The sequence below is a fragment of the Kocuria atrinae genome, from assembly GCF_039531425.1.
Taxonomy (GTDB): domain Bacteria; phylum Actinomycetota; class Actinomycetes; order Actinomycetales; family Micrococcaceae; genus Kocuria; species Kocuria atrinae.
The window spans coordinates 1-25,932 of sequence record NZ_BAAAQA010000002.1; the positions used below are offsets into that span (position 1 = coordinate 1).

The 25,932-nt window shown below is 63.9% G+C and carries 22 protein-coding genes and 1 pseudogene; 15 read left to right on the forward strand and 8 right to left on the reverse strand.

Annotation, left to right across the window (positions count from 1 at the left end; all coding sequences use genetic code 11):
- Positions 1-69: 69 nt before the first annotated feature.
- The 3 genes and pseudogenes from ABD283_RS00610 to ABD283_RS00620 all read right to left on the reverse strand — a co-directional run.
- A pseudogene (locus tag ABD283_RS00610) lies at positions 70-1,080 on the reverse strand (helicase HerA-like domain-containing protein); the annotation flags it as partial.
- Positions 1,081-1,836: a PspA/IM30 family protein gene (locus tag ABD283_RS00615; protein WP_344223141.1), complete on the reverse strand. Its 756-nt coding sequence runs from the start codon at positions 1,834-1,836 to the stop codon at positions 1,081-1,083.
- Positions 1,837-1,956: 120 nt separating this feature from the next.
- Positions 1,957-3,969 carry a TPM domain-containing protein gene (locus ABD283_RS00620; RefSeq protein ID WP_344223142.1) on the reverse strand — a complete coding sequence of 671 codons (2,013 nt, stop codon included), beginning with the start codon at positions 3,967-3,969 and terminating at the stop codon, positions 1,957-1,959.
- Between the two features lie 246 nt (positions 3,970-4,215).
- Between ABD283_RS00620 and ABD283_RS00625 the strand changes: the two genes are divergently transcribed.
- On the forward strand, positions 4,216-5,667 hold the full coding sequence (locus tag ABD283_RS00625) for a S1C family serine protease (protein ID WP_344223143.1): 1,452 nt from the start codon (positions 4,216-4,218) through the stop codon (positions 5,665-5,667).
- Position 5,668: 1 nt separating this feature from the next.
- Here the strand turns inward: ABD283_RS00625 and ABD283_RS00630 are convergent, their stop codons facing one another.
- A complete protein-coding gene (locus ABD283_RS00630) occupies positions 5,669-6,133 on the reverse strand; it encodes a tRNA (cytidine(34)-2'-O)-methyltransferase (protein WP_344223144.1) in 465 nt (154 codons plus the stop codon).
- Between the two features lie 118 nt (positions 6,134-6,251).
- On the opposite strand from ABD283_RS00630, the gene ABD283_RS00635 reads away from it, so the two are divergent.
- The 10 genes from ABD283_RS00635 to secA all read left to right on the forward strand — a co-directional run bounded on the left by ABD283_RS00635 (position 6,252) and on the right by secA (position 19,144).
- Positions 6,252-7,481 (forward strand): cysteine desulfurase family protein, encoded by a 1,230-nt coding sequence (locus ABD283_RS00635; RefSeq protein ID WP_344223145.1) that lies wholly within the window; start codon positions 6,252-6,254, stop codon positions 7,479-7,481.
- A 96-nt stretch (positions 7,482-7,577) separates the two neighbouring features.
- Positions 7,578-8,735 carry a tRNA 2-thiouridine(34) synthase MnmA gene (gene mnmA, locus ABD283_RS00640; protein WP_344223146.1) on the forward strand — a complete coding sequence of 386 codons (1,158 nt, stop codon included), beginning with the start codon at positions 7,578-7,580 and terminating at the stop codon, positions 8,733-8,735.
- A 9-nt stretch (positions 8,736-8,744) separates the two neighbouring features.
- A complete protein-coding gene (locus tag ABD283_RS00645; RefSeq protein ID WP_344223147.1) occupies positions 8,745-9,140 on the forward strand; it encodes a chorismate mutase in 396 nt (131 codons plus the stop codon).
- Positions 9,137-10,186 carry a hypothetical protein gene (locus ABD283_RS00650; RefSeq protein WP_344223148.1) on the forward strand — a complete coding sequence of 350 codons (1,050 nt, stop codon included), beginning with the start codon at positions 9,137-9,139 and terminating at the stop codon, positions 10,184-10,186. The genes ABD283_RS00645 and ABD283_RS00650 overlap by 4 nt, the downstream gene beginning before the upstream one ends.
- An 88-nt stretch (positions 10,187-10,274) precedes the next feature.
- Entirely contained in the window at positions 10,275-10,961 is a 687-nt protein-coding gene (gene mtrA, locus ABD283_RS00655) for an MtrAB system response regulator MtrA (protein WP_344223149.1), read from the forward strand.
- Positions 10,958-12,781: an MtrAB system histidine kinase MtrB gene (gene mtrB, locus ABD283_RS00660; RefSeq protein ID WP_344223150.1), complete on the forward strand. Its 1,824-nt coding sequence runs from the start codon at positions 10,958-10,960 to the stop codon at positions 12,779-12,781. Before mtrA ends, mtrB begins: the two co-directional genes overlap by 4 nt.
- Positions 12,778-14,493 carry an LpqB family beta-propeller domain-containing protein gene (locus ABD283_RS00665; protein WP_344223151.1) on the forward strand — a complete coding sequence of 572 codons (1,716 nt, stop codon included), beginning with the start codon at positions 12,778-12,780 and terminating at the stop codon, positions 14,491-14,493. Before mtrB ends, ABD283_RS00665 begins: the two co-directional genes overlap by 4 nt.
- A gap of 152 nt (positions 14,494-14,645) precedes the next feature.
- Positions 14,646-15,446, forward strand: coding sequence for a ComF family protein (locus ABD283_RS00670; protein WP_344223152.1), 801 nt, complete (start codon positions 14,646-14,648; stop codon positions 15,444-15,446).
- An 82-nt stretch (positions 15,447-15,528) separates the two neighbouring features.
- On the forward strand, positions 15,529-16,221 hold the full coding sequence (gene hpf, locus ABD283_RS00675; RefSeq protein WP_344223153.1) for a ribosome hibernation-promoting factor, HPF/YfiA family: 693 nt from the start codon (positions 15,529-15,531) through the stop codon (positions 16,219-16,221).
- A gap of 163 nt (positions 16,222-16,384) precedes the next feature.
- A complete protein-coding gene (secA, locus tag ABD283_RS00680) occupies positions 16,385-19,144 on the forward strand; it encodes a preprotein translocase subunit SecA (RefSeq protein WP_344223154.1) in 2,760 nt (919 codons plus the stop codon).
- 124 nt (positions 19,145-19,268) lie between these two features.
- Here the strand turns inward: secA and ABD283_RS00685 are convergent, their stop codons facing one another.
- Both ABD283_RS00685 and ABD283_RS00690 read right to left on the reverse strand, forming a co-directional pair.
- Entirely contained in the window at positions 19,269-19,718 is a 450-nt protein-coding gene (locus ABD283_RS00685; RefSeq protein ID WP_344223155.1) for an Rv3235 family protein, read from the reverse strand.
- Positions 19,715-20,653: a LysM peptidoglycan-binding domain-containing protein gene (locus ABD283_RS00690; protein ID WP_344223156.1), complete on the reverse strand. Its 939-nt coding sequence runs from the start codon at positions 20,651-20,653 to the stop codon at positions 19,715-19,717. Before ABD283_RS00690 ends, ABD283_RS00685 begins: the two co-directional genes overlap by 4 nt.
- Before the next feature lie 198 nt (positions 20,654-20,851).
- Here ABD283_RS00690 and ABD283_RS00695 point away from each other — a divergent pair, with 198 nt between their 5' ends.
- Positions 20,852-21,418: a hypothetical protein gene (locus tag ABD283_RS00695; RefSeq protein ID WP_344223157.1), complete on the forward strand. Its 567-nt coding sequence runs from the start codon at positions 20,852-20,854 to the stop codon at positions 21,416-21,418.
- A gap of 12 nt (positions 21,419-21,430) precedes the next feature.
- Here the strand turns inward: ABD283_RS00695 and ABD283_RS00700 are convergent, their stop codons facing one another.
- Positions 21,431-21,646, reverse strand: a complete 216-nt coding sequence (locus ABD283_RS00700) for a helix-turn-helix domain-containing protein (RefSeq protein ID WP_016997753.1) — start codon at positions 21,644-21,646, stop codon at positions 21,431-21,433.
- Between the two features lie 228 nt (positions 21,647-21,874).
- Here ABD283_RS00700 and ABD283_RS00705 point away from each other — a divergent pair, with 228 nt between their 5' ends.
- Genes ABD283_RS00705 through ABD283_RS00715 form a run of 3 tightly spaced genes read left to right on the forward strand, consistent with a single transcriptional unit; the run spans position 21,875 to position 25,506 of the window.
- Entirely contained in the window at positions 21,875-22,531 is a 657-nt protein-coding gene (locus tag ABD283_RS00705; protein WP_344223158.1) for an SAF domain-containing protein, read from the forward strand.
- Positions 22,528-23,913 carry a CpaE/TadZ family protein gene (locus tag ABD283_RS00710; protein WP_344223159.1) on the forward strand — a complete coding sequence of 462 codons (1,386 nt, stop codon included), beginning with the start codon at positions 22,528-22,530 and terminating at the stop codon, positions 23,911-23,913. Before ABD283_RS00705 ends, ABD283_RS00710 begins: the two co-directional genes overlap by 4 nt.
- Positions 23,914-23,940: 27 nt before the next feature.
- Complete coding sequence (locus tag ABD283_RS00715) at positions 23,941-25,506, forward strand: sensor histidine kinase (RefSeq protein ID WP_344223160.1); 1,566 nt, start codon at positions 23,941-23,943, stop codon at positions 25,504-25,506.
- Between the two features lie 138 nt (positions 25,507-25,644).
- Here ABD283_RS00715 and ABD283_RS00720 read toward each other — a convergent pair whose 3' ends face one another.
- On the reverse strand, positions 25,645-25,893 hold the full coding sequence (locus tag ABD283_RS00720) for a WhiB family transcriptional regulator (protein WP_019309413.1): 249 nt from the start codon (positions 25,891-25,893) through the stop codon (positions 25,645-25,647).
- Between the last annotated feature and the right edge of the window lie 39 nt (positions 25,894-25,932).

Sequence of the window (25,932 nt, forward strand, 5' to 3'; positions counted from 1 at the left end):
ACCGGGAACAGGCCCTTGCCGTATAGGCTCTAACCGCTAGACCAGTCCAACTACTGGGGACCAGTTCAGAACGTCCTTGGGGGACTGGGTGACGAAGAAAATGCCCACACCCTTGGAACGAATCAGACGCACGGTCTGCTCGATCGAGTCCAGGAATTCCTTGGAAGCGTCGTTGAACAGCAGATGAGCCTCGTCGAAGAAGAACACCAGCTTGGGCTTCTCGGCGTCACCGACCTCCGGGAGATCTTGGAACAAGTCAGCGAGCAACCACATCAGGAACGTGGAGAATAACTGCGGTCGATCCTGGACGTCCGCCAGTTCCAAGCAGGAAATGATGCCATGGCCGTCCTGAGCGGTGCGCAACAGCTCGGCGGTGTCGAACTCGGGCTCGCCGAAGAAGACATCCGCGCCCTGATTGGCAAACGTGGTCAGTTCGCGCAGGATCACACCCGCGGTCTGCTTGGAGAGCCCGCCGATGGCCTTGAGCTCGTCCTTGCCCTCGTCCGAGGTCAGGAACATGATCACTTCACGCAGGTCCTTGAGGTCCAGCAGGGCCAGACCGTGAGCATCCGCGTAGTGGAAGACCAGCCCCAGCGAGGACTCCTGGGTCGAGTTGAGGCCCAGCACCTTGGACAACAATGTGGGTCCGAAGGATGTGACCGTGGCACGAATCGGAACACCCTTGCCCTGACCGCCCAGGGACAGGAACTCCACCGGGCTGGCGGTGGGTGTCCACTCCTGACCCACCGAGGCCGCGCGTTCGGAGACCTTGGGGTTGTCCGCACCCGGCTCGGTCAGGCCGCTCAGATCGCCCTTGATGTCCGCGAGAAACACGGGGACACCCTGAGCCGAAAGCTGTTCGGCCATGGCCTGCAGGGTCTTGGTCTTGCCGGTACCCGTGGCCCCGGCCACCAGGCCGTGCCGGTTGAGCGTTGACAGCGGCACTCGGACCGGGGCGTCGGCGTGGGCCGACTCCCCGTCCAAGGCCGCGCCGAGCTCCAGGGCAGCGGCGTCGAACGTGTAACCAGAACGAATGGCGTCGAGCTGCTCCACGGCGCCGGGAAGTGCCTGTCCTGCCACTTAGATCTCCTCGGAGGAGACGATCTTTTCGCCGTCCTTGTTGCCCTGTCCGGCCTTCAACGCCGCGAGGCGGGCTTCAATTTCGGTCTGCTGGCCCATGTCTTCCAGCGCTTCGAACTGGCGATCCAGCGACGAGTCGGCCAGCTCCTGCTGACCGGCCACGCGGGCCTCTTCGCGGCGGATCTTGTCCTCGAAACGGGAAACCTCGCTCGTGGGGTCCATGATGTCGAAGGACTTCAAGGAATCCTGGACCTGCGCCTGGGCCTGCACGGTCTTCTGACGGGCGTTGAGCTCGTCCCGCTTGGCGGAGAGCTCCTGGAGCTTGCCGCGCATGGTGTTCAGCCCGTTCTTGAGCTTGTCCACCACCTCGGTCTGCGAGGCAATCTGCGGCTCGGCGGCTTTGGCCTCGGTCTCGGACTGGATCTGACGTTGCAGGGCGACCTTGGCCAGGTTGTCGAACTTCTCCGCTTCGCTGGCCTTGCCTGCTGAACGGAATTCCTCGGCCTTGTTGGAGGCCGCCAGCGCCTTGGAACCCCACTGCTGGGCTTCCTGGAGGTCCTCCGCGTGATCCTTTTCAAGCAAACGCAGGTTGCCGATGGTCTGCGCCACAGCGGCTTCAGCCTCACGGATGTTCTCGGTGTAGTCGCGCACCATCTGATCCAACATCTTCTGCGGATCCTCGGCGGAATCGATCAAGGAATTGATATTGGCCTTGGCCAACTGGGCAATGCGCCCGAAGATGGACTGCTTCATCATGGTGTTCTCCCTTGTTGTTGAAACATTGTCTGATCTGGACGTTCAGGTTCAGCGTGCAGGACCGTGGGTGGTCTGTGGAACAGCTATGTGGCGAAATTCTCGGACAGCTGACACAACCGATTAGAAGTTGCCGCCGATGTCGAAGCCACCTCCGCCGCCTCCGCCGAAGCCTCCGCCGAATCCGCCACCGCCGATGCTGCCGCCGCCGAAACCTCCGCCGCCGAAGCCGCCTCCACCGAGCATTCCGCCCAGCAGGATGCCGCCCAGCATGGCGCCGCCCATTCCGTTGCTGCGCCGTCCCATGCCGCCGTAACCGGCGGGGTAGCTGAACTGATCGACGTCTGTCTGGGCCGCGCGCTGTGCAGCATCGGCCAAACGGATCGCCTGGTTCGCCTCGTTGAGGGCCCGCACGGGGTCCGAGTTCTGCAGTTGCTGGGCCAGGTCCAGATGCCGCTCGGCTTCTGAGAGCTGGGTGCGGGCCTGTGACCCCACGCCACCGCGGCGCGCCCAGATGTACTCACCTGCCGTGGAGAGGCTGGCTTGGGCGCTGACGAGGGTGTGGGCGAGGGTTTCCCGAGCGGAGCGGGCGCGGTCGTTCTCGGTGCGCACCGCGGCCAGCCCCTTGTCGAGTTCGTCCTTCGCCTCGGCCAGACGACGCGTGGAGCCAACGGGGTCGTAGCGACCGGAAGACATGTTCTGGGTGATGGTGCGCAGCACGGAGCGCACGCCCGCTGCGGCACCGGCCAGTTCGGGGCGGGAACCCTGTTCCACCAGGCCCTCGGCCTCGGCCACGTCTCGCTGGGCAATACTGACCGCGTCCTTCAGCGTCTCCTCGGCGCGGTTCAGATCCCGTTGTGCGTGTTCCACGGACGTCACGAGACCCTGCGCCTGACCGACCGCTTCCTCAGCGGCGCGAATGTCCAGCACGGCCTCGGACAGGTTGTTCGCGTTCAGAGCGGTGTGCGCCTCCTGGATCGCGGTCTCGGCGAACTCGAGGCGGTCCCGTGCCTGCTCACCGTTGTCGCGTACGGGCGCGAGAGCGGCGTCGTCGTAATGGGCAGCCAGGGACACGAGAAGCTTCTCGGCCTCGGACAGGCGGGGCTGTGTCTTGCGAAGCTCCGTTTCCACCGATTGCAGTGCCTCTGGTGCGCGGGTTTCGAGCTGCCGAAGATCCGCGAAGTTGCGTTCCTGCTCGACTAGCGGCGCGCGAGCCTTCTGCGTGCGGTCGATGATTTCTCCCAGCCACGACCGCTGATCGGCTTCCGTGTCCGGGATGTGATCTTCGAGCTTCTGCTGCAGCTCGAAGGACGCGCGCATGTGTTCTTTGGCCCGTGCCAGGGCGGCTTCGAAAGGCTTGGTCTGTTCTTTGCCGTACTGCAACTGGGCGAACTGCAACTCCTGTTCGGAGTGCTGGATGGCGTTATCCGCCTCGACCAGGCTTGCGCCGGCGCGCTTGCGCAGCTCGGGCAGCGGGATAAGGGGCTTTTGTGGGGGAGCGTTACGTCGCCGGGCGGGCGCGTTGCCCTGCCGGGGTTGGTTTCGGCCTCGTCCCCGCTTGCCCATGAGCGCTGCCACGCCCACGCCGGCCGCGGCGATCCCACCCAGGACGACCACGCTGCCGATCACCCCGCCGGCGCCGTCGATACTGATGCCGCCCAACTTGCTGTTGAGGCCGTCCACTGCACCCATCGCGGCTCCCTCCCAGTCGCTTGCGCGCAGGGCGGGGACCACCTTGTCGTTGTAGATCTCTTGGGCCTGGGACTGGCTCAGTGGGCCGTAACCCTCCGAGTACAAACGGGCCTGACGGGAATCGGTGGCTACTGCCAGGACTGCGTCATTCGTGCCGAAGCCGTTTTCCCGCGCGAATTGCTGGGCCCAGCCGGACGGATCCGAGGGTTCTGTGAAGCGGTCCACCATCACCACGTAGAGAGTGATGTTGTGCTCGCTCGCTACTTCGTCGATCTCCTGCTGCAGCTGGGACTCGTTGTTCAGTACATTGCTCGAATCCACGATGCGCGTGCCGGGTTCCACCGCGGCCGGCGGCTCTGCCGTGGCCGGTTGCGCGGAGACTGCCAAGGCGATGCACGCACCCGCGGTCGCAACGGTCAGACGAAGTGAGCTGGGACGGCTCATGATCCTCATTTCTTATAGCGACAGCCACGGTGAATACTGCTCAGCGTGCCGAACAGTGACGCGATCTCTTCGCTGAAAGCCTACGCTGCACCCATGTGCGCGTCACGTCATCAGAGATCATGGGGAGGACATTCAGGGAGTCATCACAGAGAACCCAGTTCATTCAGCCACGACTCAGTGCCGGGCACCATACTGGGCCTCAGAAAACGCCGGTCTTCCACCGGCACACGTTGTTGAGGAGCACACATGAACGACCCGCACGAGCCGCGCCCGGGCAGCGACCCCCAGCGTTCCGTCCCGCAGTACGGCGAGTACACCGGGGGAGCCGAACGGACCCCCAACGGTTACCAAAGCCAGCGCGATGGTGGGTGGGAGAACCAGTACACGGAGCCGCTCCCGCAGGCCGGTGATTCGTCCCCGGGTCACTACGGTGGGCACGAATACCAGCCGTACGGTGGCAACGGTGCGGCGACCACTCAGGCTCCGGCGCGCAAGAAGTTCTCGGGCGGGGCCATGATTGCGGGCATGCTGTTGGCGGGTCTTATCGGTGCCGGCACAGCGGTGGGAGCAGATGCTCTTAATGACAACGGCTCGGGGGTGAGCAGCACCGGCACTACCTCCCCGGTGATCGTCAATGACACCGAATCCGTCAACTCGACCACCGCAGCCACCCAGAAGGCTTCCCCGTCCGTGGTGACCATTTCCGTCACGGGCAACAATGAACAGGGCAGCGGTTCCGGCGTGGTCATCGACGATCAGGGGCACATCGTGACCAACACCCACGTGGTCACCCTGGACGGCACCGCCTCGAACGCGACCATCCAGGTGCAGACCTCGGACGGGTCCGTGCGCTCAGCCGAGATCGTCGGCACGGATCCGCAGTCCGATCTGGCCGTGCTCAAGGTGGATCCGCAAGGTTTGACACCGGCGGAGTTCGCAGACTCCGATCAGCTCAACGTGGGGGACATGGCGATTGCCATCGGCGCTCCGCTGGGCCTGTCCGGAACCGTCACGGACGGCATTGTCTCCACCCTGAACCGCACCATCTCGGTGGCGTCCTCCGCGGCTCCCGATACTCCGAGTGAGTCGGAGGAGAACCCCGGCGGCCCGCAGGACTTCTTCTTCAACTTCCCGGACAACGGCCAGTCCGGTTCGCAGCAGGCCCAGTCCTCGGTGTACCTGAACGTGATCCAGACCGACGCTGCCATCAACCCGGGCAACTCGGGCGGCCCGTTGATCGATTCCGAGGGCAAGGTCATCGGTATCAACGTGGCCATTGCTTCCGCGGCCGGTTCCTCGTCCAACACCGCTGCAGGCAGCATTGGCGTGGGCTTTTCCATTCCGTCCAACACGGCCAAGCGGGTCGCTCAGGAAATTATCGACAACGGTGAAGCCACCCACGGTTACTTGGGCGCGTCCGTGTCCGCGAACGCGGAATCCTCCGGAGGTAGCTCCACCCAGTTCTCCAACGGCGCGTTGGTGCGCAGTGTGGAGTCCGGTTCGCCCGCCGACGACGCCGGATTGCGCGCCGATGACGTGGTCACGGAATTCAACGGCAAGCGGATCGAGGACGCCGATGCGCTGACCGCAACGGTCCGCGAGCTGGCCGCAGGTTCCGAGGCCGAGATGACCTACATCCGCAACGGCAACGAAGAAAAAGCTACCGTCACGGTCGCCGACGCCGCCGAGCAGGGCTGAGTCACACGCCGTCGGGAAAACCGAGCTGACGCCAGGCTTCGTACATTGCGATCGAGGCGGAGTTGGCCAGGTTGAGTGATCGACGGCCCGGCAACATGGGGATGCGCACGCGTTCGGTGACGTGCGGGTCGTGCAGTACCTCGTCCGAGAGCCCGGTGGATTCGCGACCGAACAGCAGGACGTCCCCGTCGCGATAGCTGATGTCGGTGTGGCGCACTTCCGAGTGGGACGTGAACGCGAAGATCCGCGCGTCACCGAGTTTCTCCCATGCATCGTCAATGGTGGGGTGGACGTCCATGACCGCGAGGTCGTGGTAATCCAGCCCAGCTCGGCGCAAGTGCGCGTCGCTGAAGTTGAATCCCAGTGGTTCGACCAGGTGCAACCGGGCGCCGGTACACGCGGCCAGACGGATGGCGTTGCCGGTATTGCCCGGGATCTCCGGGGTGTGAAAAAGGATGTGCAGCATAGGGGCGATTCTAAGTCTGCGGAAGCTGACACGTGCGGCGGTGATTCTCGGGGACCCGTGTGGCTTTTGGAGGTGACCGTCACAGCCAGGTTGGCGCATCGGACCTAGAATGGCGCGCATGTCTGAACACGTCTACATGGATCACGCCGCCACCACAGACATGCTGCCCGAAGCCCTGGAAGCTTATACGGAGCAGGTGCGCCGCGGTGGTAATCCGGCGTCCCTGCATTCGGGCGGGCGTTCCGCGCGCATGGCGCTGGAAATCGGACGGGAACAGGTCGCAGTGGGGATGAGCGCGGAACCCGTGGAGGTGATTCTGACCTCGGGCGGGACCGAGGCGGACAACATGGGCATCCTCGGCCTGTACCGCGCTCGCCGTGCCGTTGATCCTGCTCGCACCGTGGTGGTGTTGAGTCCCGTGGAACATCATGCGGTCACGGAGACGGCGCAGTGGCTCGAGAAGCACGAGGGTGCCCAGCTCGAATGGCTTGCCGTGGACGAGACCGGACGCGTGGCTCCGGAAACGCTGCGGGAAACTCTCGAGCGCGTGGCCGACCGAGTCGCACTGGTCACGGTCATGTGGGCCAACAACGAGGTGGGAACTGTGCAACCGATCGCGGAGATTGGTGAGATCTGCGATTCCTTTGACGTTCCCCTGCACGTGGACGCGGTGCAGGCGTTCGGCTCCATTCCCGTCAACGCTCATCTGACCGGCATCAGCACGCTCGCGGTCTCCGCTCACAAGCTGGGCGGCCCGGTGGGTGTGGGTGCGTTGTACGCCCCGCGCACCGTGAAGCTCGAACCCTCCAGCTACGGAGGGGGGCAGGAACGCGACGTCCGTTCGGGCACCGTCAATGCCGCGGGCGCCGCCGCGTTCGGTACCGCGGTGGAGTCCGTGCTCGCCGATCAGCCCGCCGAGATCATCCGACTGGCCGGCCTGCGCGATCGCCTGGTCGCCGGGATTCGCCGTGAAGTTCCCGACGCCGTGCTGCGCGGCACCGCTCCCTACGCACCCGAGCGAGAGGTTGAGCACCCCACCCGGTTACCGGGTAACGCCCACTTCACCTTTCCCGGGTGTGAAGGCGATTCCATCTTGTTCCTCTTCGACGCCGCGGGGGTCTCCACGTCCACGGGCTCGGCGTGCAACGCGGGGGTTCCCCGGCCCTCTCATGTGCTGCTGGCCATGGGAGTGGACGAGCAGACCGCGCGCGGCGCGCAGCGGTTCTCCCTGGGTCACGCGACCACCGAGGAAGACGTCGATACGGTGATCGCCGCGGTGGCCGAGGTCTACGCTCGCGCCAAGGCAGCGGGTTTGTCCGGACACGTACCCACCACGGGTTCACGCTGACCGGCTCGAACGACCCTGGGAATAGATACCTCCCGGGCGCCGTTGATTAAAAGATTTCTGCAAGCTCTATTCATCAAATTTTCTGGAGGCAGTTCCGTGCGGGTTTTGGCAGCGATGAGTGGTGGGGTGGACTCCGCCGTGGCCGCAGCACGCGCCGTGGAAGCGGGGCACCAGGTCACCGGCGTGCACCTCGCGCTGTCCCGGACCCCGGGTACGCTGCGCACCGGTGCTCGGGGTTGCTGCACGATCGAGGACTCCCGTGACGCCTGGCGCGCGGCAGAAAAACTTGGCATCCCGTATTACGTGTGGGACTTCTCCGAGCGTTTCCAGGAGGACGTGGTCGAGGACTTCATTTCCGAGTACGCCGCCGGACGCACCCCTAACCCGTGCATGCGCTGCAACGAGAAGATCAAGTTCGCTGCCCTTCTCGAGAAGGCTCTGGCGCTGGGCTTCGACGCTGTGTGCACCGGTCACTACGCCAAGGTCATCGAGGACGAGAACGGCAACAAGGAACTGCACCGCGCCGCGGATTGGGCCAAGGATCAGTCCTATGTGCTGGGGGTGTTGACCGCTGAGCAGTTGGAGCATGCAATCTTCCCGTTGGCTGAGACCCCGTCCAAGGCGGAGGTCCGAGCGGAGGCCGAGGCCCGGGGCCTGACGGTCGCCAACAAGCCCGATTCGCACGACATTTGCTTCATCCCGGACGGAGATACCCGGGGCTGGCTCGAAGACCACATGGAACTCAACCCGGGTCGGATCGTGGATTCCGAGGGCGAAGAACTCGGCGAACATCGCGGGGCACAGGCTTACACCGTGGGCCAGCGCAAGGGACTGCGGATCGGCACTCCAGCTCCGGACGGCAAGCCTCGTTTCGTGCTCGAGATCCGACCCAAGACCAATGAAGTGGTCGTGGGCCCCGAGGCACTGTTGGCCATCGATGTCATGGAAGGCATTCGCCCCTCATGGGCCGGTCTGCCTCCGGTCGAGGTCCAGAACATGCCAGGGACCGACGCATCGAGTGAGCAGTTCGATGTCCATGTCCAGGTGCGAGCCCACGGCGATCCGGCGGCTGCCGTGGCGTGGTTGACCCGCACCGATGGTGAGGAACGACTCAACGTGCGACTGGTCGAGGCCCAGCGCGGCGTGGCCCCGGGACAGACCATGGTCGTGTACCAGGGCACTCGCGTGCTCGGACAGGCAACCATCGACGCCGCGTACGCCGATCGTGCGACTGCGGCGGCCGGCGCCCACTAAAGTGGCAGCATGACCAGCGCCTCTGATCACTCACACCCGACCGTCACCGACCATGCCATCGTGGACCCCAAAGCCTCTAGTTTGAGCGATCAGGCGTCCCACGATGCTCTGGCAGAGCTGCGGAGCATGCGCGGAACGATCGACAATATCGATGCCGCCCTGGTGCACCTGCTGGCCGAGCGCTTTAAGGCGACCCAGCGGGTCGGTGTGCTCAAGGCCAAAAACGACTTCCCACCGGCCGATCCCGAACGGGAGAAGGCCCAGATTCAGCGGTTGCGAGCGCTGGCCGAGGCCGCGCACCTGGACCCGGAATTCGCGGAGAAGTTCCTCAACTTCATCATCAGCGAGGTCATCCGTCATCACGAGGCGATCTCCGAAGACCACCAACGCTCCGACGCCTCGTGATCGCCCGCGACTCCTCATCCACGGGAGCGAACGCCGTGGACGCAGCGGTGACCGCCACGTTCACCGAAGCCCTGCGCGGGACCAACATGGTGGAATCCTTCACAGTGATCCGAGGCGAGTTGGGTGCACCGCACCTTGCGGCGCTTCCCGTCCTGGGAGATCGCGGGCCTCACGCTGAGCCGCTGGCCCGCACATGTGCCATGTTGGACTCCCTGTACGCGGATCGGCAGCCGCACGGTTGGCGCATCACCTCGGTCCCGGGCAAGGATTCTCGCGTGGCTGGTCACCTGCTGCACAGCGATCTCAACATCATGGCCGATGTGATCGGGCACGAATCCGACGGTGATCGCGGCCCGGTGCTCACGACCATCGTGGGGCCTATCTCACTGGCCGCCGGGGTGCACGTTCACAACGGCGAGAAATTGCAATCCGATCACGGTGCGCGACGCGAGCTCCTTCAGTCCTGGTGCTCCGGAGTCGCCGAGTTCATCGGTGACATGGCGCGCAATACGGAAGGCCGCGGCGTCGTCGTGCACCTGGACGAACGTGAGCTTCAGCGCGTGCTGGACGGTGCGATTCCCACGGCGAGCGGCTATCGCACCTTGCGTGCGATCGGTCGCCAGGAGGTGCGCAACGCGCTCACGGACGCCGTCGACGCTTGCCGCGAGGCCGGGGCGGTCGAGGTCGCGATCTCTACAGGCTGCGCCGAGGCTCGGTGGGCGCGTGACATCGGCGCCGACGCCGCGGTCGTCCTCCCGCCATCGGGCCCGGTCCAGCAATGGGAACCTTTGGCAGCCCTGGTGGAGACGGGGCAGAAACTGTGGTTCCCGGTCGTGCCGGTCTCCGGGCGGCCCGCGATCCGGGACATCGTGGACGTCATCGCGCGGCCGTGGCGTGACCTGGGCATGGCCCCCCAGACGCTTCTGGGCTCACGTGTACTGCCCGTGGCCGAGGTGGGCCAGCTGACACCTCCGGAACTCGCGGGTGCGCTGAGACGCTGCACGGACGTGGCGGGCGCGCTGACGGAAACCAGCAACGAGGGCTGAGCGGTAACTAGGCCGTAGACTTCTCGGCAGAGAAGGTCAGCGGCCGTCCAGCTCGGCCACGGTAGGAAGATGAGGGCACACTCAGCACATGAACGCACGGATTTTGGTAGTCGACGACGACGCCGCGTTGGCCGAGATGATCGGTATTGTTCTGTCCTCAGAGGGTTTCGAACCCATCTTCTGCTACGACGGCTCTGCCGCGGAAGAAACGTTCCGGTCCACGGACCCGGACCTCGTGCTGCTGGACCTCATGCTGCCCGGCATGGATGGTATTCAGGTATGTCAGACCATCCGGCAGACCTCTGACATTCCCATTGTGATGCTCACAGCCAAGTCGGACACCGCTGATGTGGTGCGGGGGTTGGAAGCAGGCGCGGACGATTACGTCCCCAAGCCGTTCAAGCCCGCTGAGCTGGTGGCCCGGGTCAAGGCACGGCTGCGTCCCATCGAGCGCGGCGCGACCCAGGAGATCACCCTGGGGGACGTGGTCATCGATGTGACGGGTCACTCCGTCACCCGCAACGACGAGCCGATCTCTTTGACCCCGTTGGAATTCGATCTGTTGACCACACTGGCCAAATCACCGAATCAGGTGTTCAGCCGTGACGAACTGTTGCGCGATGTCTGGGGTTACCCGCATGCCGCGGATAACAGGCTGGTCAACGTGCACGTGCAGCGTTTGCGCTCTAAGGTTGAACGCGACCCCGAGAATCCCGAACTGGTCCTGACGGTTCGTGGAATCGGCTACAAGGCCGGGGGCCACTCACATCGATGACGGTCGATAGCCGGGAGCCGAACTCCACGCGATTCAATCCCAGGTTGTTGCGAAGGCTTCGCCTGGGACGTCGCATCCTGTCCCGGCGGTGGCATCAGTCCTTGCAGTTCCGCGCCATTCTGGTGGCGTTGACCTTGACCCTGCTTGCGTTCTTCGCGACGGGTAGCTTCATGTCCCACCAGATCGCGGACCGTTTGTTCTCCGACCGGCTCAACCAGGTACTGGCGGAGGCGCGCACGGACATCGCGGACGTGCAGGCCAGCTTTGACGCGTCGGACGCCTCCGACCGCACCGAAGTGCAAGCACTCATCGATTCCACCATGGGTGCGCTGAGCATGGACTCGGAAGAGGCCGGCAGACACTGGATCCTCATTCCCTTCGACCGCGGCGCGGGACAGTCCTTCGTGGGTGTGCAGACCCAGAGCCCGTGGATGACCTCAGCGTCCGTGCCGCAGCAGCTCCAACAACGCGTAGCCGAAGGCGATGGCACCTATTGGCAGCCCGGCTCCGTGCGAATGCAAGAAGACGGGGCCGAGCAACCGGTCATCGTGATCGGCGACATGGTCCAGCTGAATCAGAACGCGCGGTACGGCGTGTTCTTCGTCTACGATTTCGCGGACCCTCAGATCACGCTGAACTCCATTCACGCCGTGCTGCTGCTGTCCATGCTGGCGCTTTTGCTGCTGGTCGGCACCATCGTCTGGTACGTGACCAGGGAAGTGGTCCGCCCGGTCTCCAGCACCGCCAAGGTTTCCGAGCAACTGTCCGAGGGCGATCTGGACGTGCGCATGGAAGTGCGCGGCTCCAACGAGGTCGCGAGACTGAGCCGGTCCTTCAACCGCATGGCGGATAATCTGCAGGAACAGATCACTCAGCTGGAACAGCTGTCCACCATGCAACAAACGTTCGTCTCCGATGTGTCACACGAACTGCGCACACCGCTGACCACCGTGAAAATGGCCGCGGAAGTCCTCTACAACGCCCGCGAAGAGTTCGATCCCGTGAACCGACGCTCGGCGGAATTGCTGCACCACCAGGTGGACCGTTTCGATTCCATGCTCTCGGACCTGCTGGAGATCTCACGCTTCGACGCCGGTGCGGCCCGCTTGGATATCGCGTCCACCGATATTTTCTCCGTGATTTACGACGTGGTGGAGGCCGCCGGGCCCCTGGTTCTCAAGTGCGGTTCCACTCTGACCGTCCGTTCCCAGCTGACGCGTTGCGTGGCGCAGATGGATCAGCGGCGTATCGACCGGATCATTAGAAACTTGGTGTCCAACGCGCTGGAGCACGGCGAAGGCAAACCGGTGGAGATCTACGTGGCGTCCAACGAGAATTCCGTGGCGGTGGCCGTGCGTGACTACGGAATCGGTATGGAAGAAGAGCAGACAGCCAGGGTTTTCAACCGGTTCTGGCGCGCAGATCCGGCCCGCGCCCGCACCGTGGGTGGTACCGGACTGGGTCTGTCCATCGCGCAGGAGGACACCCGACTGCACCGCGGTCAACTGGATGTGTGGGCGCGCCCGGGGGAGGGCGCGTGCTTCCGACTGACGATTCCGCTCATCCGAACCCAGCCGCTGGATCCGGAGCTTCCGAACCCGTTGCCCATGCCACCCGCGCCCGTTCTGGCGGAATCCACCGCTCACGTGACCGACACCGGCTCCCTGGCGCTCACGGCTCAGGTGGACCCGTACGCGACAGCCACCGGTTCCCACGCGGTTCAACCGAGCGAGCGGACCCTCACGACCGCGTCCGGAAGTCTCGACACCGCGACCGGCTCCACCGCCGTGAACGATCAGCCAGGAACGGAGGCGCCATGACCCGGGAGCCGAGTGATCAGCGACCACGGCGACGTCGGCAATGGGCGGCGGCCTGTGCCCTGGCCGCCGCCCTGGCCCTGACCAGTTGCGGGGCCATGCCCCGCTCGGGTCCCGTGCACAAAGTGGTCGAGCCCACGGCCGAGGCTGAAGAGCAACCCACGCAGTACTCGCCGGCCACGCCCCAAATGGGTGCGAGTGCGCAGGAGATCGTGGAAGGTTTTCTCGCCGCCGGAGTGGGCGCCCAGGACGACTACGCGGTGGCGCGTCAATACCTGACACCTCAGCTGGCCAATACCTGGAGGCCGGACTCGCGCGTGCTGGTCCACACGGGAGAACCAAGCACCGTCCCACGTCTCAACGATGGACAGTTCCGAACCAGCCTCGAGGTCAGCGCCGAGCGTTCCGCCAATGGCGTGTTGGAACAACAGCCTGAGGGCACCACGCGCGTCCTGGATTTCACGCTCACCTCCGTGGACGGTCAGTGGCGAATTTCTGAGGCTCCGGACGGTGTGATCGTGCCCTTCGGTGATTTCCCCGAAATCTTCAAGGCCTACACGCTGTACTTTTTCGACGACGAGTTCGGCCGCTTGGTTCCCGATTCTCGTTGGTTCGCCGAGCGCTCCACGGTTCCCACCGCGATGGTGCGCGAACTGCTTGCCGGCCCGGCACCGCATCTGGACGGCGCAGTCACCTCGGCGCTACCCGGGGGAGCCAGCCTGGCTCGTTCCGCAGTGCCCGTCTCCGATTCGACCGCCTCCGTGGACCTGAACCTGGCGGAATTCGACCCGGCGGACGTGGAACAGGGCAGGCGCATGGAACAACAGCTGGAGGCCACGCTGCAGCGTGTGCCCAGCGTGGACTCAGTGGAACTCAACATCAACGGTGCCCCGGTCGAGACCTCCGGCAGCGATACGGAAGAACCAGTGCGTGAAGTCACCGTGCCCAACAGGCAGATCGGGATTTCGAATAATCAACTCGCGTTCTATCAGGGCGGGCAGACAGAGCTCATCGACGACGTTCCGATATCGGAGAACTCGAACATCGTGCGGCCCGGTATGGACCAGGCGATGGAGCATTTCGGCTGGATTGACAACACGAGCGGCACATTGTTCACCGCAGTACAGGGGGACGCCCCCTTGCAGCGTTGGAAGGGCCAGGAACTCACCCGGCCCAGCTTCGACATCCAAGGTTGGGTGTGGGGTTCCGGGGCGGACGGTGTGGTGCATGCCGCCCGAACTGATGCCGATGAGGACGCGGTGTCCGTGTCTGCGGAGTGGCTCGACAACGAACCCATTGCCGGATTGCGGATCTCCCGTGAAGGAAATCGCGCGCTCATTGTCACCGTGGACTCGGAACGGGAAAGCTCCAACGTGTGGCTCGCGGGTATCGTGCGTGACGAGTCGGGTCGCCCCACCGAGCTCAATCAGGGAAACTTGGTAGCCGCCGACGTGGACGTGGACACGGTGCAGTGGATCAGTGGCACGGAATTCGTCACCACTGCACTGGGCGAAAGCGACAACGCGCAGCCTCGCCGGTACAACGTCTCCGGAAGCAACGAGGCACTACCGTCCCTGGTGGGTGTCACGTCTCTGGCCGGCGGCAACGGGCACACCGCCATTTATGGTGCCGCGGACGGCAATCTGTACATGCTCACGGGTAACTCGTGGGCGCAGCAGAGTGACAACGTCACGGACACCGCTTTCGCAGGGTGATCCTCGACGGGCCGGTGGCTCGGTCCGAGTCATTTCGGGACGGTGACCGTTCAAGGTCCGGTGTGTCTTTGAACGCGGGCCGCACGGTGAACCCACTGCACATGGCTGGCTAGTCCCTGGTGTCTCGGCTACTCCGTTGCTTGGCTGAGGGCATGAGAAAACCTCCCTCCCGTGTCACGCGTGCCATGGACCGGGCCGGTGCCCTCCTATGGGACTGGACCGCCGCGGCGTCGGACGTGGTCTTGCCCGTGAGTTGCGCGGTCTGTGAGGCGCCCGGTGCCACGCTGTGCCGGGGATGCCGCCTGATGCTGCGCCGGTCCACGGTGCGCCCGGGAAGGGTGCCCGCTCCTCGAGTTCTCGCGGCGACGGAGTCGACCGTGTGGGCGGCCGGCCCGTACGAGCACGAACTGGCCTCGTGCCTGCTCTCCTTCAAGAACGGTGGGCGCACGGATCTCGCGCCGATATTGGGCACCGTGCTGACCGGCGCACTCTTGCGTGCTGCACAGGACATCGGGTCGCTGGGTCCGGAGATTCTATGGATTCCCGTCCCGACCTCGGGCCGCGCCCGATGGAAACGGTGGTTCGACCCCGTCCGAGAAGTCTTGGCTCGGGCCTCGCTCCCACCCGGCACACGAATTCACGCGGGCCTACAGCACCTCCACCGATCGCCCCTTGGAACGAGCTCTCAAAAAACCCTGGATGTCGCCCACCGAGCTCGCGCCATTCGAGGCAGCATGCGCGCCGTGAACGTGCGGGGAGCCACGTGTGTCGTGGTCGACGACGTCATGACCTCGGGCGCAACGGCGGCCGAGGCGGTCTCTGTATTGCGCGAGGCGGGCGCGCGAGTGCCCGGAATAGTGGTCCTGGCAACCGTGCGGGCCGGGTGTTCACCCGGGGCTGATTCGACCGTGGCCGGGTCCGATGTAAGTGAATTTCCCCACAGTTTGAACTAACGTTGGGTTACGGGAACGGAACAAATGTTTCCCGTGTGGGAGCAGCACTATCCCGCGTCATCCTCAAGATTTGGAGGGTCTCATGGAACTGAACGTCCAAGGACGAAACGTTGCGGTGCCGGAGCGATTCAAAGAATACGCGGAGAAGAAGAGCGAGCGTTTTGCGCAGCTCGGTGACAAGGTGCAGACCATCGAGGTCAAGGTCACCAAAGACAACGGAGTATCGGGACACCAAGGTATTCGCGTGGAGATCACGGTGATCGGCCGAGGTCCCGTGGTGCGTGCGGAGGCACGCAGCGACGACAAGATCGCCGCTTTCGACGAGGCCTACGCCAAGCTGATCGAACAGCTGCGCAGGGCCCGCGACCGTCGCAAGATCCACCGCGGGGGACACCAACGCCCCGTTGCCGTGCACGAAGCCACCGGTTCCCTGCCGGTACTTCCCAGCGAAGGACTTCCGGCCCCGGCCAATGAGGAAGAACTCTCCGCAGCCGAGGACGAGGCGTTCAGCGACGAGTACGCGCTGAGTGACGCCCCCACCCCGGTGGAAATCCGCCGCAAGCGTTTCCCCGCTGACGAGCTCAGCGTGGACGAGGCCGTGGACCAGATGGAACTGGTCGGACACGACTTCTTCCTGTTCGTGGACAAGGAAACCCAGGAACCCTCCGCGGTGTACCGCCGCAAGGGCTGGGAGTACGGCGTAATCAGCCTCAGCAAGGACGGCACGGCCGCTGAAGAGCAGGCTCGCGCTTACCAGGCTCAGGCCAACGTCTGAAAAGTTCAGTAACCTCTGACGGCTCAACCGTCGACACCGGGCCCCGCGGCTTCCAGCCAATGCGGGGCCCGGTGTTTTGCCGCACTATCCCGCGATCATCCAGCCGGACTCACGTACACTGATCCGCGGTGCACCACCGTCCACAACTGAGGAGCGAACACACGTGGCGTCATTCCTGGAAAAAGTCCTTCGGACCGGGGATAAGCAGGTCCTGAAGCGACTGAGGTCCTACACGGACGCCGTGAACAGCCTCGAAGAGAGCTTCAAGGCACTCAGCGACGCTGAACTGCGCGCTGAAACCGATGCGTTCAAAGCCCGTATCGAAGACGGCGAATCCTTGGACCGTTTGCTTCCGGAGGCCTTTGCTGCTGTGCGTGAAGCGGCATCACGAACCCTGGGGCAGCGTCACTACGACGTTCAGCTCATGGGTGGTGCGGCACTGCACCTGGGCAACATTGCCGAGATGAAAACCGGTGAAGGCAAAACGCTGGTTGCTACCGCACCCGCCTATCTGAATGCCCTGAGCGGTAAGGGCGTACACGTGGTCACGGTCAACGACTACCTGGCCGAATATCAGGCGAACCTCATGGGTCGCGTGTTCCGCTTCCTGGGCCTGGAAACCGGCGTGATCCTCGCGGGTCAGGATCCGGCCACCCGGCGTGGGCAGTACGCCGCGGACATCACCTACGGCACCAATAACGAATTCGGGTTCGACTACCTGCGCGACAACATGGCCTGGAGTGCGGATGAACTGGTCCAGCGCGGCCACAACTACACCATCGTGGATGAGGTGGACTCGATCCTCATCGACGAGGCCCGTACCCCGCTCATCATTTCCGGCCCCGCCTCCGGGGAAGCCAATCGTTGGTACAAGGAATTCGCCAAGATGGTCACCAACCTCAAGGCGGACACCGATTACGAGGTGGACGAGAAGAAGCGCACCGTGGGTGTGCTCGAACCGGGTATCGAGAAAATCGAGGACTACCTGGGGATCGACAACCTGTACGAGTCTCAGAACACCCCTCTGATCGGTTTCCTGAACAACGCGATCAAGGCCAAGGAACTGTTCCACGCGAACAAGGACTACATCGTGGCCCAGGGCGAGGTGCGCATCGTGGATGAGCACACCGGCCGTGTGCTTGCCGGTCGCCGCTACAACGAGGGCATCCACCAAGCCATCGAGGCCAAGGAGGGTGTGGAGATCAAGGCCGAGAACCAGACCATGGCCACGATCACCCTGCAGAACTACTTTCGTCTCTACGACAAGCTTTCCGGCATGACCGGTACGGCCCAGACCGAGGCGGCGGAGTTCATGAACACCTACGAGATCGGTGTGGTGCCCATTCCGCCCAACAAGGGCATGGCCCGTATCGATCAGCGAGACTTGGTCTACAAGAACGAGGCCACCAAGTACGCGGCGGTCGTCCGTGACATCGAAGAACGCCACGCCACGGGGCAGCCCGTGCTCGTGGGTACGGCTTCCGTTGAGAAGTCCGAGTACCTGTCCAAGCTGCTGGCCAAGCGGGGTGTGCGCCACGAGGTTCTCAACGCCAAGAACCACGCACGTGAGGCTGCGATCGTTGCGCAGGCCGGACGTAAGGGTTCCGTGACCGTGGCCACCAATATGGCCGGTCGTGGTACCGACATCATGCTGGGCGGCAACGCCGAGTTCGATGCCGTCGAGGCCATGGAGCAGAAGGGCCTGGACCCGGAGCGCGATGCTGAGAAGTACGAGGCCGAATGGCCCGCAGTGCTCGAGCACTACGAGAAGTCCACCAAGGCCGAGCACGAGGAAGTCATTGAACTGGGTGGTTTGTACGTTCTCGGTACGGAACGTCACGAATCTCGCCGCATCGATGATCAGCTGCGTGGCCGTTCGGGCCGTCAGGGAGATCCGGGTGAATCCCGTTTCTACTTGTCGCTCGCCGACGATCTCATGCGTTTGTTCAACCCCGCGGTGGCCCAGCGCCTCATGGCGGTCGCTCCCGACGACGTTCCGGTCACCGGACGCATGATCACCTCAGGTATTGCCAACGCGCAGAACCAGGTGGAGGGCCGTAACGCCGAGCAGCGCAAGAACGTCCTCAAGTACGACGACGTGCTCAACCGGCAGCGCGAGGTGGTCTACCGTGACCGCCGTCGGATCCTCATGGGGGACGATATCGCTGAGCAGATCCAACAGTTCGTGGACGAGGTCATCACCACGGCGATCGAGGATCGCACCAGCGTGGGCCACTCCGAGGACTGGGACCTGGATGGGCTGTGGGAAGCGCTGCGCGAGCTGTACCCCATCACACTGACCCAGCAGGAAATCATTGACGAGGCCGGCGGCCGCCCGCGGCTGACCGCCGATTTCCTCACCGAGCAGATCCTCTCGGACGCCAAGCTCGTCTACCAGGAACGCGAGGACGAACTCGGTTCCGAGGCCATGCGCAACCTGGAACGGCGAGTGCTGCTGTCCGTGATCGGCCGCCGGTGGCCCGAACACCTCTACGAGATGGATTACCTCAAGGAGGGTATCGGATTGCGCGCAATGGCCCAGCGTGACCCGCTGGTCGAATACCAGCGCGAGGGCCACCAGATGTTCAAGGGCCTGATGGACACGATCCGCGAGGAAACCGTGGTCACCATGTACCACTTGGAAGTTCGTCGCCAGCGCACCGGTCAGGACGGCGGAGAAGTGGAGATGGCCCGACCGCAGCGTCCGGCTTTCCTGCAGTACTCCGCTCCCAACGAGGACGGTGAGCCGATGGCCCGCCTGGAGTCCAAGGACAACCACCAGGCACCGGTGGGCGAAGGCGCGCAAGCCGCAAAGGCTGCCGAAGGTACTGGCACCCCGGAGGACAGTCCCGAGCCGACCGGCAACCGTGCTCGACGCCGCGCACGCAAGGGCGGCAGCTCCAAGAAGGGCTCGCGCAAGTAGCTCCGGTTATTGAATCCGATGACTACGGGCGGCACACATCATGTGTGCCGCCCGTAGTCATGGTGATTCGGTTCACCGGGAGGGGCATTTAGGCCGGAATGGGTGTGAGGGGCGTGAATGGTGCTCAGCCGACTTCCAAGTGCACCACGCGCCACTGCCGGTTGATCCGCTCGATCCTCAGCGCCACGGCCCGCGCCCGCACCGATTCTTCGATGATCACCGCAGCTTCATAGCACTCCGGCGCGGGGGAGCAGACCCTGACCCTGCGCACTCGCGGGGCCTTGTGGACCTCGAAGAGTGAGGCCCGATCTCGGTACTGTTCCTGAACCAGTCGGAGCATGGCAGCGCGTTGTTCGAAACGTTCCACGACATCCGTAGTCGTCCACCGGGCAAGCTGCGTGGCGGGGCGGGTGCCGCCCAGGATCTCGACTGCGGCCTGAGCGATACTTCGGGCCATGGCCGTTACGCGTTCCAGGTCATTCTTGTGTGTGAGGCCCGCTCGTGACCTGTCCGCCCGCCATGTATATCCGCCAGAAGGTGGCTGGGGCGCGGAAACTGATGTGGCAACACTCATGACGTGGCTCCTTCGACGGGCAATGCACTGGAGTGGACTTCTAGTAGGTGTGGTGGAACCCGCAGTTGGTCCCCGGGACGGATCAAATGACCACAGTTCTGGAGATCGTTGTGCTCCATCCACGTAGCCGTTTGAGCGGCAATCTGCGCTTGGTCTGCGTGCGGCCCTAAGAACTGGGCGGTCATGTCCCAGAGGGTGTCACCCCATACGACAGTCACGGTCGAGTCGGTCACGCGTTTCGGAGCGGGTAAGACTTCGGTTGTCTCGGCCCAGTCCTCAGGCACGGTGGCATCCGCAGACCCCGGGGGCGTGGCCGCATCAGGGGAGTCGGCAGCGGCCGAGTTCCAAGATTCAGTGGGCAGCGCCGGAAGCGCCGGAGCATTGTGCGGCCCGGATCGGTCAGGTCCGGACCGGTCCTGTTCGCTGTCGGTCTTCGGGGTAGCTTCGGGTGACTGCGCGGAAGCAGAATCCGACGGGCCTGTGACCGATGCTGCTGACTCTGTCTCGTCGAGCTGGCTGACGCTCGACTCGGAACCTGGCCAGAAAGGGTTGACGGGTTCTGTCGCCTGGGCCGCGGAGACGGTCACCAAGTGAATTCCGACAACGGCACCCACGGTGCGGGCGATGAGCCGCGGTGTGAGGTGTGTGGCGAACTTCTCCACACGGCGCCATCGCAGTCTGCGTGCAGTTGCAGCGCACGCGAGCATCAGCATGCCTCCGAACCACCAGGCAGCCAGCAGGACACCTGCCACGGCGGCCATGAGGGCCACGGCAAGATCCGCGTTCAAAACCGTGTGGCCACTGCGATATCGATCCAGGAGGACCAACCCCAGCGCCATGAGCACACCGGACAACAGCGGGATGATCAAGGTGGTGAGTGCGAACTCCAGGCGAGGCGCCGTGGCTTCAACCTCAGAATGCTGAGCTTGTTTCATCACTCTGGACCTCGAATCATGTCGTTTGATGCTGTTTGATGATGATTAGATCATTCAGTGCAAAGTGATGCGCGTCAACCATCCATGCGAGTTCATGGAAGTGCGGTGTCATATACCGTTCTTGCAGGGCGTGATGTACTGAATCGACATGATGGCCAATGTTGTGGGTGGCTGGACCGGGATCACCAGGGGGAGATCGTGCGCTGGGAAGAACTCTTCGCGGACATGGAAGCGCAGTTGGCCCAGGCCGAGCAGCGCAGTGTGGAGCTTGAGGCCGCAGAGACTGCCAGAGCGGAGCTGTCCCGTCTCACATTGGCCGAGCGGCTCTCGGCCCACCGCAATCAGACGGTGCGATTACTCCCGGCCCACGGAGATGTTCTCGAGGGCGAGCTCACCGACATCGGTGCGGGTTGGGCAGTCATCCGGGAGCGGTATTTCCAGCACCTGGTCCCGCTGCATTCCGTCGTGTGGTGGGAGGGCCTCTACCGCCGCTTCGAGATGACCAACGAGCGGGCTGTCCTGCGGAAGTTGGGCATGGGGCACGTGCTCCGTGCGCTGGCGGCATCGAGAACGCACGTCCGGGTATTGCTTCTGGACCCGTCCTCCCGCGGCGATGTCGAGGGCACGCTGGACGCGGTGGGCCATGACTTCTTCGACTTGGCCCTGCACCCGAATGACCAGTTCCGACGCCGCCACGCGGTCAAAGCTGTGCGCACGGTGCCTTTTAGTTCAGTCGCGTTGATTTCTTCGCCAGACAGCGCCTGAGCGCAGCCCGAATCAGCCTATCGAGCCTTCGCGGACAGCCTGCTCGGTGCGCTCGTAGCCCTTTTGGATGTACTCCTCGAGCTTCTGGGTTTCCACGCGCCATTGGCCACGGCCACCCACCTGGATGGCGGGCAGCTCTCCCGAACGAACCATGGCGCGCGCCTGGGCCACGGAGATCGAGAGAATCTCGGAGACATCCGACAGCGTGAGGAAACGTTGCTGTGCCATGGATCGATTCGCCTCATTCCAGGAGCTTTGATGCGGTTTGATGATCTCCAGTGTCCCACGGATGACTGAGAAGCGGCAGGTTGTGCACAGAAACCTTTGGCGTTGATCGTGCTGGAGCCCAAGATGTCCACATGTTTCGCAACCTGATTTCCCCCGGTGCGATTCACAGTGCACACTCATGAAAGATTCGGTGGGGGCCGAATCGACTCCGGGGGAAGGGAACATTCCATGTCCAGCGATTCGCAGCACGACACCACAACCGCACAGCGGTTCAAGAAACCTACGTGGCGAGACCCCCGGTTGGTGGTCGGATTACTGCTCGTGCTCACGTCCATTGCGGCCGTGGTCCTTCTCATCTCGGCGTTGAACCGCACTGAGCCCTACTACGTCGCCGCGCACGATCTTTCGGTGGGGCAACGTGTCACGAATGGAGACCTGGTTCCGGTAGATGTGAGGCTCCAGGACGCCTCACAGCACTACGTTTCGGCGGAAACCGACCTCCAGGAGGGCGACGTCCTGGTGCAGCGAGTCCCCAAGGGGCAACTCTTGCCCACCAAGGCAGTGGGTACGGCTGACGAACTGGACCGCAGTCCGGTGGGTATCGCCCTGGAGACCCCCTTGCCGGCTGAGGCCGCGGCCGGGTCGCGAGTGGATGTGTGGGTTGCTGATCAGAAGGCCTCAGGACGTGGGTATGAGAGCCCGCGCAAATTGGTCCCCGGTGCAGAAATCTCGAAGATCGACACCACAAACTCGGCACTGGGGAGTTCGACAGGTACCACGGTGCATGTCTTGGCCACGCCGGCCCAGGTCGAGCCGCTGGTCGATGCCCTGGGAAATAGTGCCAAGGTGACGCTCGTGCTCAACCCCACGGGTGGTGACTCATGAGTATCTCGGTGGTCACCCTGGGCACGGGTACGTGGCCGCTCGTCGATCAAATCGAGCGACAACACGGGTCCGTGACCGTGGTCCGCCGGTGCCTGGATCTTTCCGAACTGCTCGCGTGCGCCCACTCGGGCATGGCGCGGGTGGCGCTTCTGGCCGAAGGCGCGGAAGAACTGACGGCCAGTCTGTTGGAACAACTGTCCCTCAGCTCGGTTCGGGTGCTCGTGTTGGCCGGACACGATGAAACGCGTCTCACGGCCCTGGGCGTAACCATCGTGCCCGCGGGCGCCACAGGGGATGAGGTCATGGATCTCATCGAACAGGTGGCGGAATCGCCGGTGCCGTTGCCTTCGAACCGAGGACACTCCCACGCGGATGGACTCCCAGGAGCCGCCTCAGATTCGGTGAAAAGTGCGGCACCCACGCAGGAAAGCGACCCGCTGGAATCCGTTGCGAAGACTGACGCGTCGGACCGTTCTGGATCCCGTGACACCGGCAGGATCATCACGGTGTGGGGTCCCATGGGGGCACCGGGGCGAACGATCACGGCACTGAACGTTGCAGCGGAACTAGCGTTGACCGGTTCCCGAGTTCTCCTGGTCGATGCGGACACTTATGCCGCAGCAATCGCTGCGAGCTTGGGGATGCTTGAGGAAGCAGCGGGATTGGCCCAAGCATGCCGACTTGCCGACCAAGGCAAGCTGGATGCTGAAGGTCTGCAACGCTGTGCCACGCGGGTGTCGGTGGCGGGGAGCACGCTGGACGTCCTGACGGGCCTCACACGACATGATCGTTGGCCCGAGGTTCGGGCCGCCGCACTGGAAACGGTTCTGGTGCAGGCACGGAACGCCTACCAAGCGGTGGTGGTCGATACGTCCTTCAGCCTCGAATCTGACGAGGAGATCAGCTTGGACATGATCGCCCCGCGGCGGAATGCGGCCACGCTGAGCGCATGCGCGATGGCCGACACTCTGGTCGTTCTGGGGTCGGCTGACGCACTGGGAATCCCACGATTAGTCAAGACACTCCCGGACCTCGCCGAGGTAGCGCCCACCGCGCGCCTGCTCGTGGTGATCAACAAACTCCGGAAGGCCTCGGTGGGGCGTTCGGGAGCGGAATCGGTTGCTGAAGCCTGGGCCCGCTTCTCGCCCGGCCACGGTATCGACGCGACCTTTGACTGGGATCCGGGCGCGTGCGACGAGGCCCTGTTGGCCGGCGCGGTTTTGGCCGAGTCTGCCGCAAAGAGTGGCTTACGGGAGCAGATCGCGCAACTGGCAGCACGCGCGCTCAGGCCCGAGAGCGACGTCGTGGAGGGGCCCTCGTCGGCCGGAAAGGCACCGGGGACTAGGCTGGGGCAACGAATGGGCGCGTGGTTGCGCCGTTGATTTTCCTCTGAGAGTGAGTGACCCGCCGTGGCGTTTACGGACCCCCTCCGTTCGATTGATGATTTTGATGCGGGCGATGCCGAATGGCTGCACCTGTTGGTGGGGGATTGGCAGCTCGTGGCGGACCTCGGTTTTGCGGATCTGCTGCTGAGCTTTCCAACCCGGGTCATCTCAGCGGAGGACAATCCCACGGGATCCGCCATTCCGGCCCCGGACAGCGACTTCACGGTGTTGGCGCACGCACGCCCCACCACCGGACCCACGGCCTTCCACAAAGACATGGTGGGGGAGACCATCCCCGCGTCCGACGCCGCCCCCTTGCGTTCCTCGTGGGTCGACCAGCGCATCGAACGCTTCAAACTCACCGCGAGTGAGACGCAGCCGGTGAACTCGATCTTGGTGGTTCCGTTGGTGCGCAATCAACGCACCATCGCAGTGGTCAGTATGACTCTGGACCCTCATTTCGGTCGCCCGGTATCCCAAATGGAAACCATGTACCGGGAAACGGCCCAGGACCTGTTACGCATGGCCAACGAGGGAACGTGGCCGGATTTCGCGGTGCGCAGTGATTCGCGGCGGGGCGCACCCCGTGTGGGTGACGGCATGATGCGCTTGGACGCCCAGGGTCGCGTGGCGTTCTGTTCTCCGAACGGGCTGTCCACCTTCCGCAGGCTGGGGCACGAGGGCGATGTGACCGGTGAGAATCTGGTCTCCATCGCGCGAGGGCTCGATGTCCGTGGCAATGGGGTGGACGAGACGATCGCGCCCGTGCTCGCCGGGACCATGCCGTGGCGCGGTGAGCTTGAGGCCGGGAACGTGTCCGTGACCCTCCGCGCCATTCCCCTCCGCCAGGGGCCTTCGCGAACCGGGGCGCTCCTGCTGTGCCGGGATGTGACCGAACTCCGGCGTCGAGACCTGCAGCTGGTCTCCAAAGATGCCACCATCCGCGAAATTCATCACAGGGTGAAGAACAACTTGCAGACCGTTTCGGCACTGCTGCGGCTGCAATCGCGACGCATGACCTCGGACGAGGCGAAGCATGGATTGCAACAGGCCATGCGGCGGGTGAGTTCCATTGCCCGTGTCCATGAATCGCTGTCCCATGACATCTCGGAGGGCGTCGATTTCGACGAGCTGATCAGGCACCAGGTCAAACTCGCGGTGGAGACGGCTTCATCCACCCAATCGGTACGCACCGAAGTGCACGGCCGATTCGGCATGCTGCCCTCCAAATGCGCCACGTCCATGGCGCTGGTCATCAACGAGGTCGCGGCCAATGCCGTACAGCACGGACTCAAGGACCGGGACGGAACCGTGTCCATGGTGGTGGATCGACTACCGGACATCGTCAACGACGCCGGAGACGTACGCCGCGTCATCGAAGTGACAGTCAGCGATGATGGTTGGGGCATGGGGGACACCGTGATCGAAGAATCGGGTGCCAGCGCCTTCCGACAAGCAGGGGAGGGCGAAGGGCTGGGCATGCAGATCGTCCGCACGCTCGTGGCCAGTGAGCTCGACGGCAAGATCCGCTGGCAACCTCGCGAGGGCGGTGGCACCAGCGTGGTGATTCAAGCTCAGTTCGCGGCCTGAATCGGCGGACCAGTGCGCGGCGAGCAAGGTGCTCAGCAAACAGCGGCCCGGCCCGTGGATCACATGACCCGGCTATGACGAAGCCCTCGCGACAAGAACTGTCGCGAGGGCTTCGTCACTAATCTTGGGCTACGAGCCTCAGGAAGCGCGGCGTGCACGAGCGGCGCGGCGCTTGAGGGCGCGGCGCTCATCTTCACTCATACCGCCCCACACTCCGGCGTCCTGGCCGGATTCGAGGGCCCACTGCAGGCAGGTGTCCATGACCTCGCACGTGCGGCACACTGCTTTGGCCTCTTCGATCTGCAATAGAGCGGGGCCGGTGTTTCCCACGGGGAAGAATAGTTCTGGGTCTTTCTCCAGGCATGCTGCGCGACTACGCCAATCCATGATCTGCGGCGACGCTCCTTTCACATTGTCAGGTGTGCA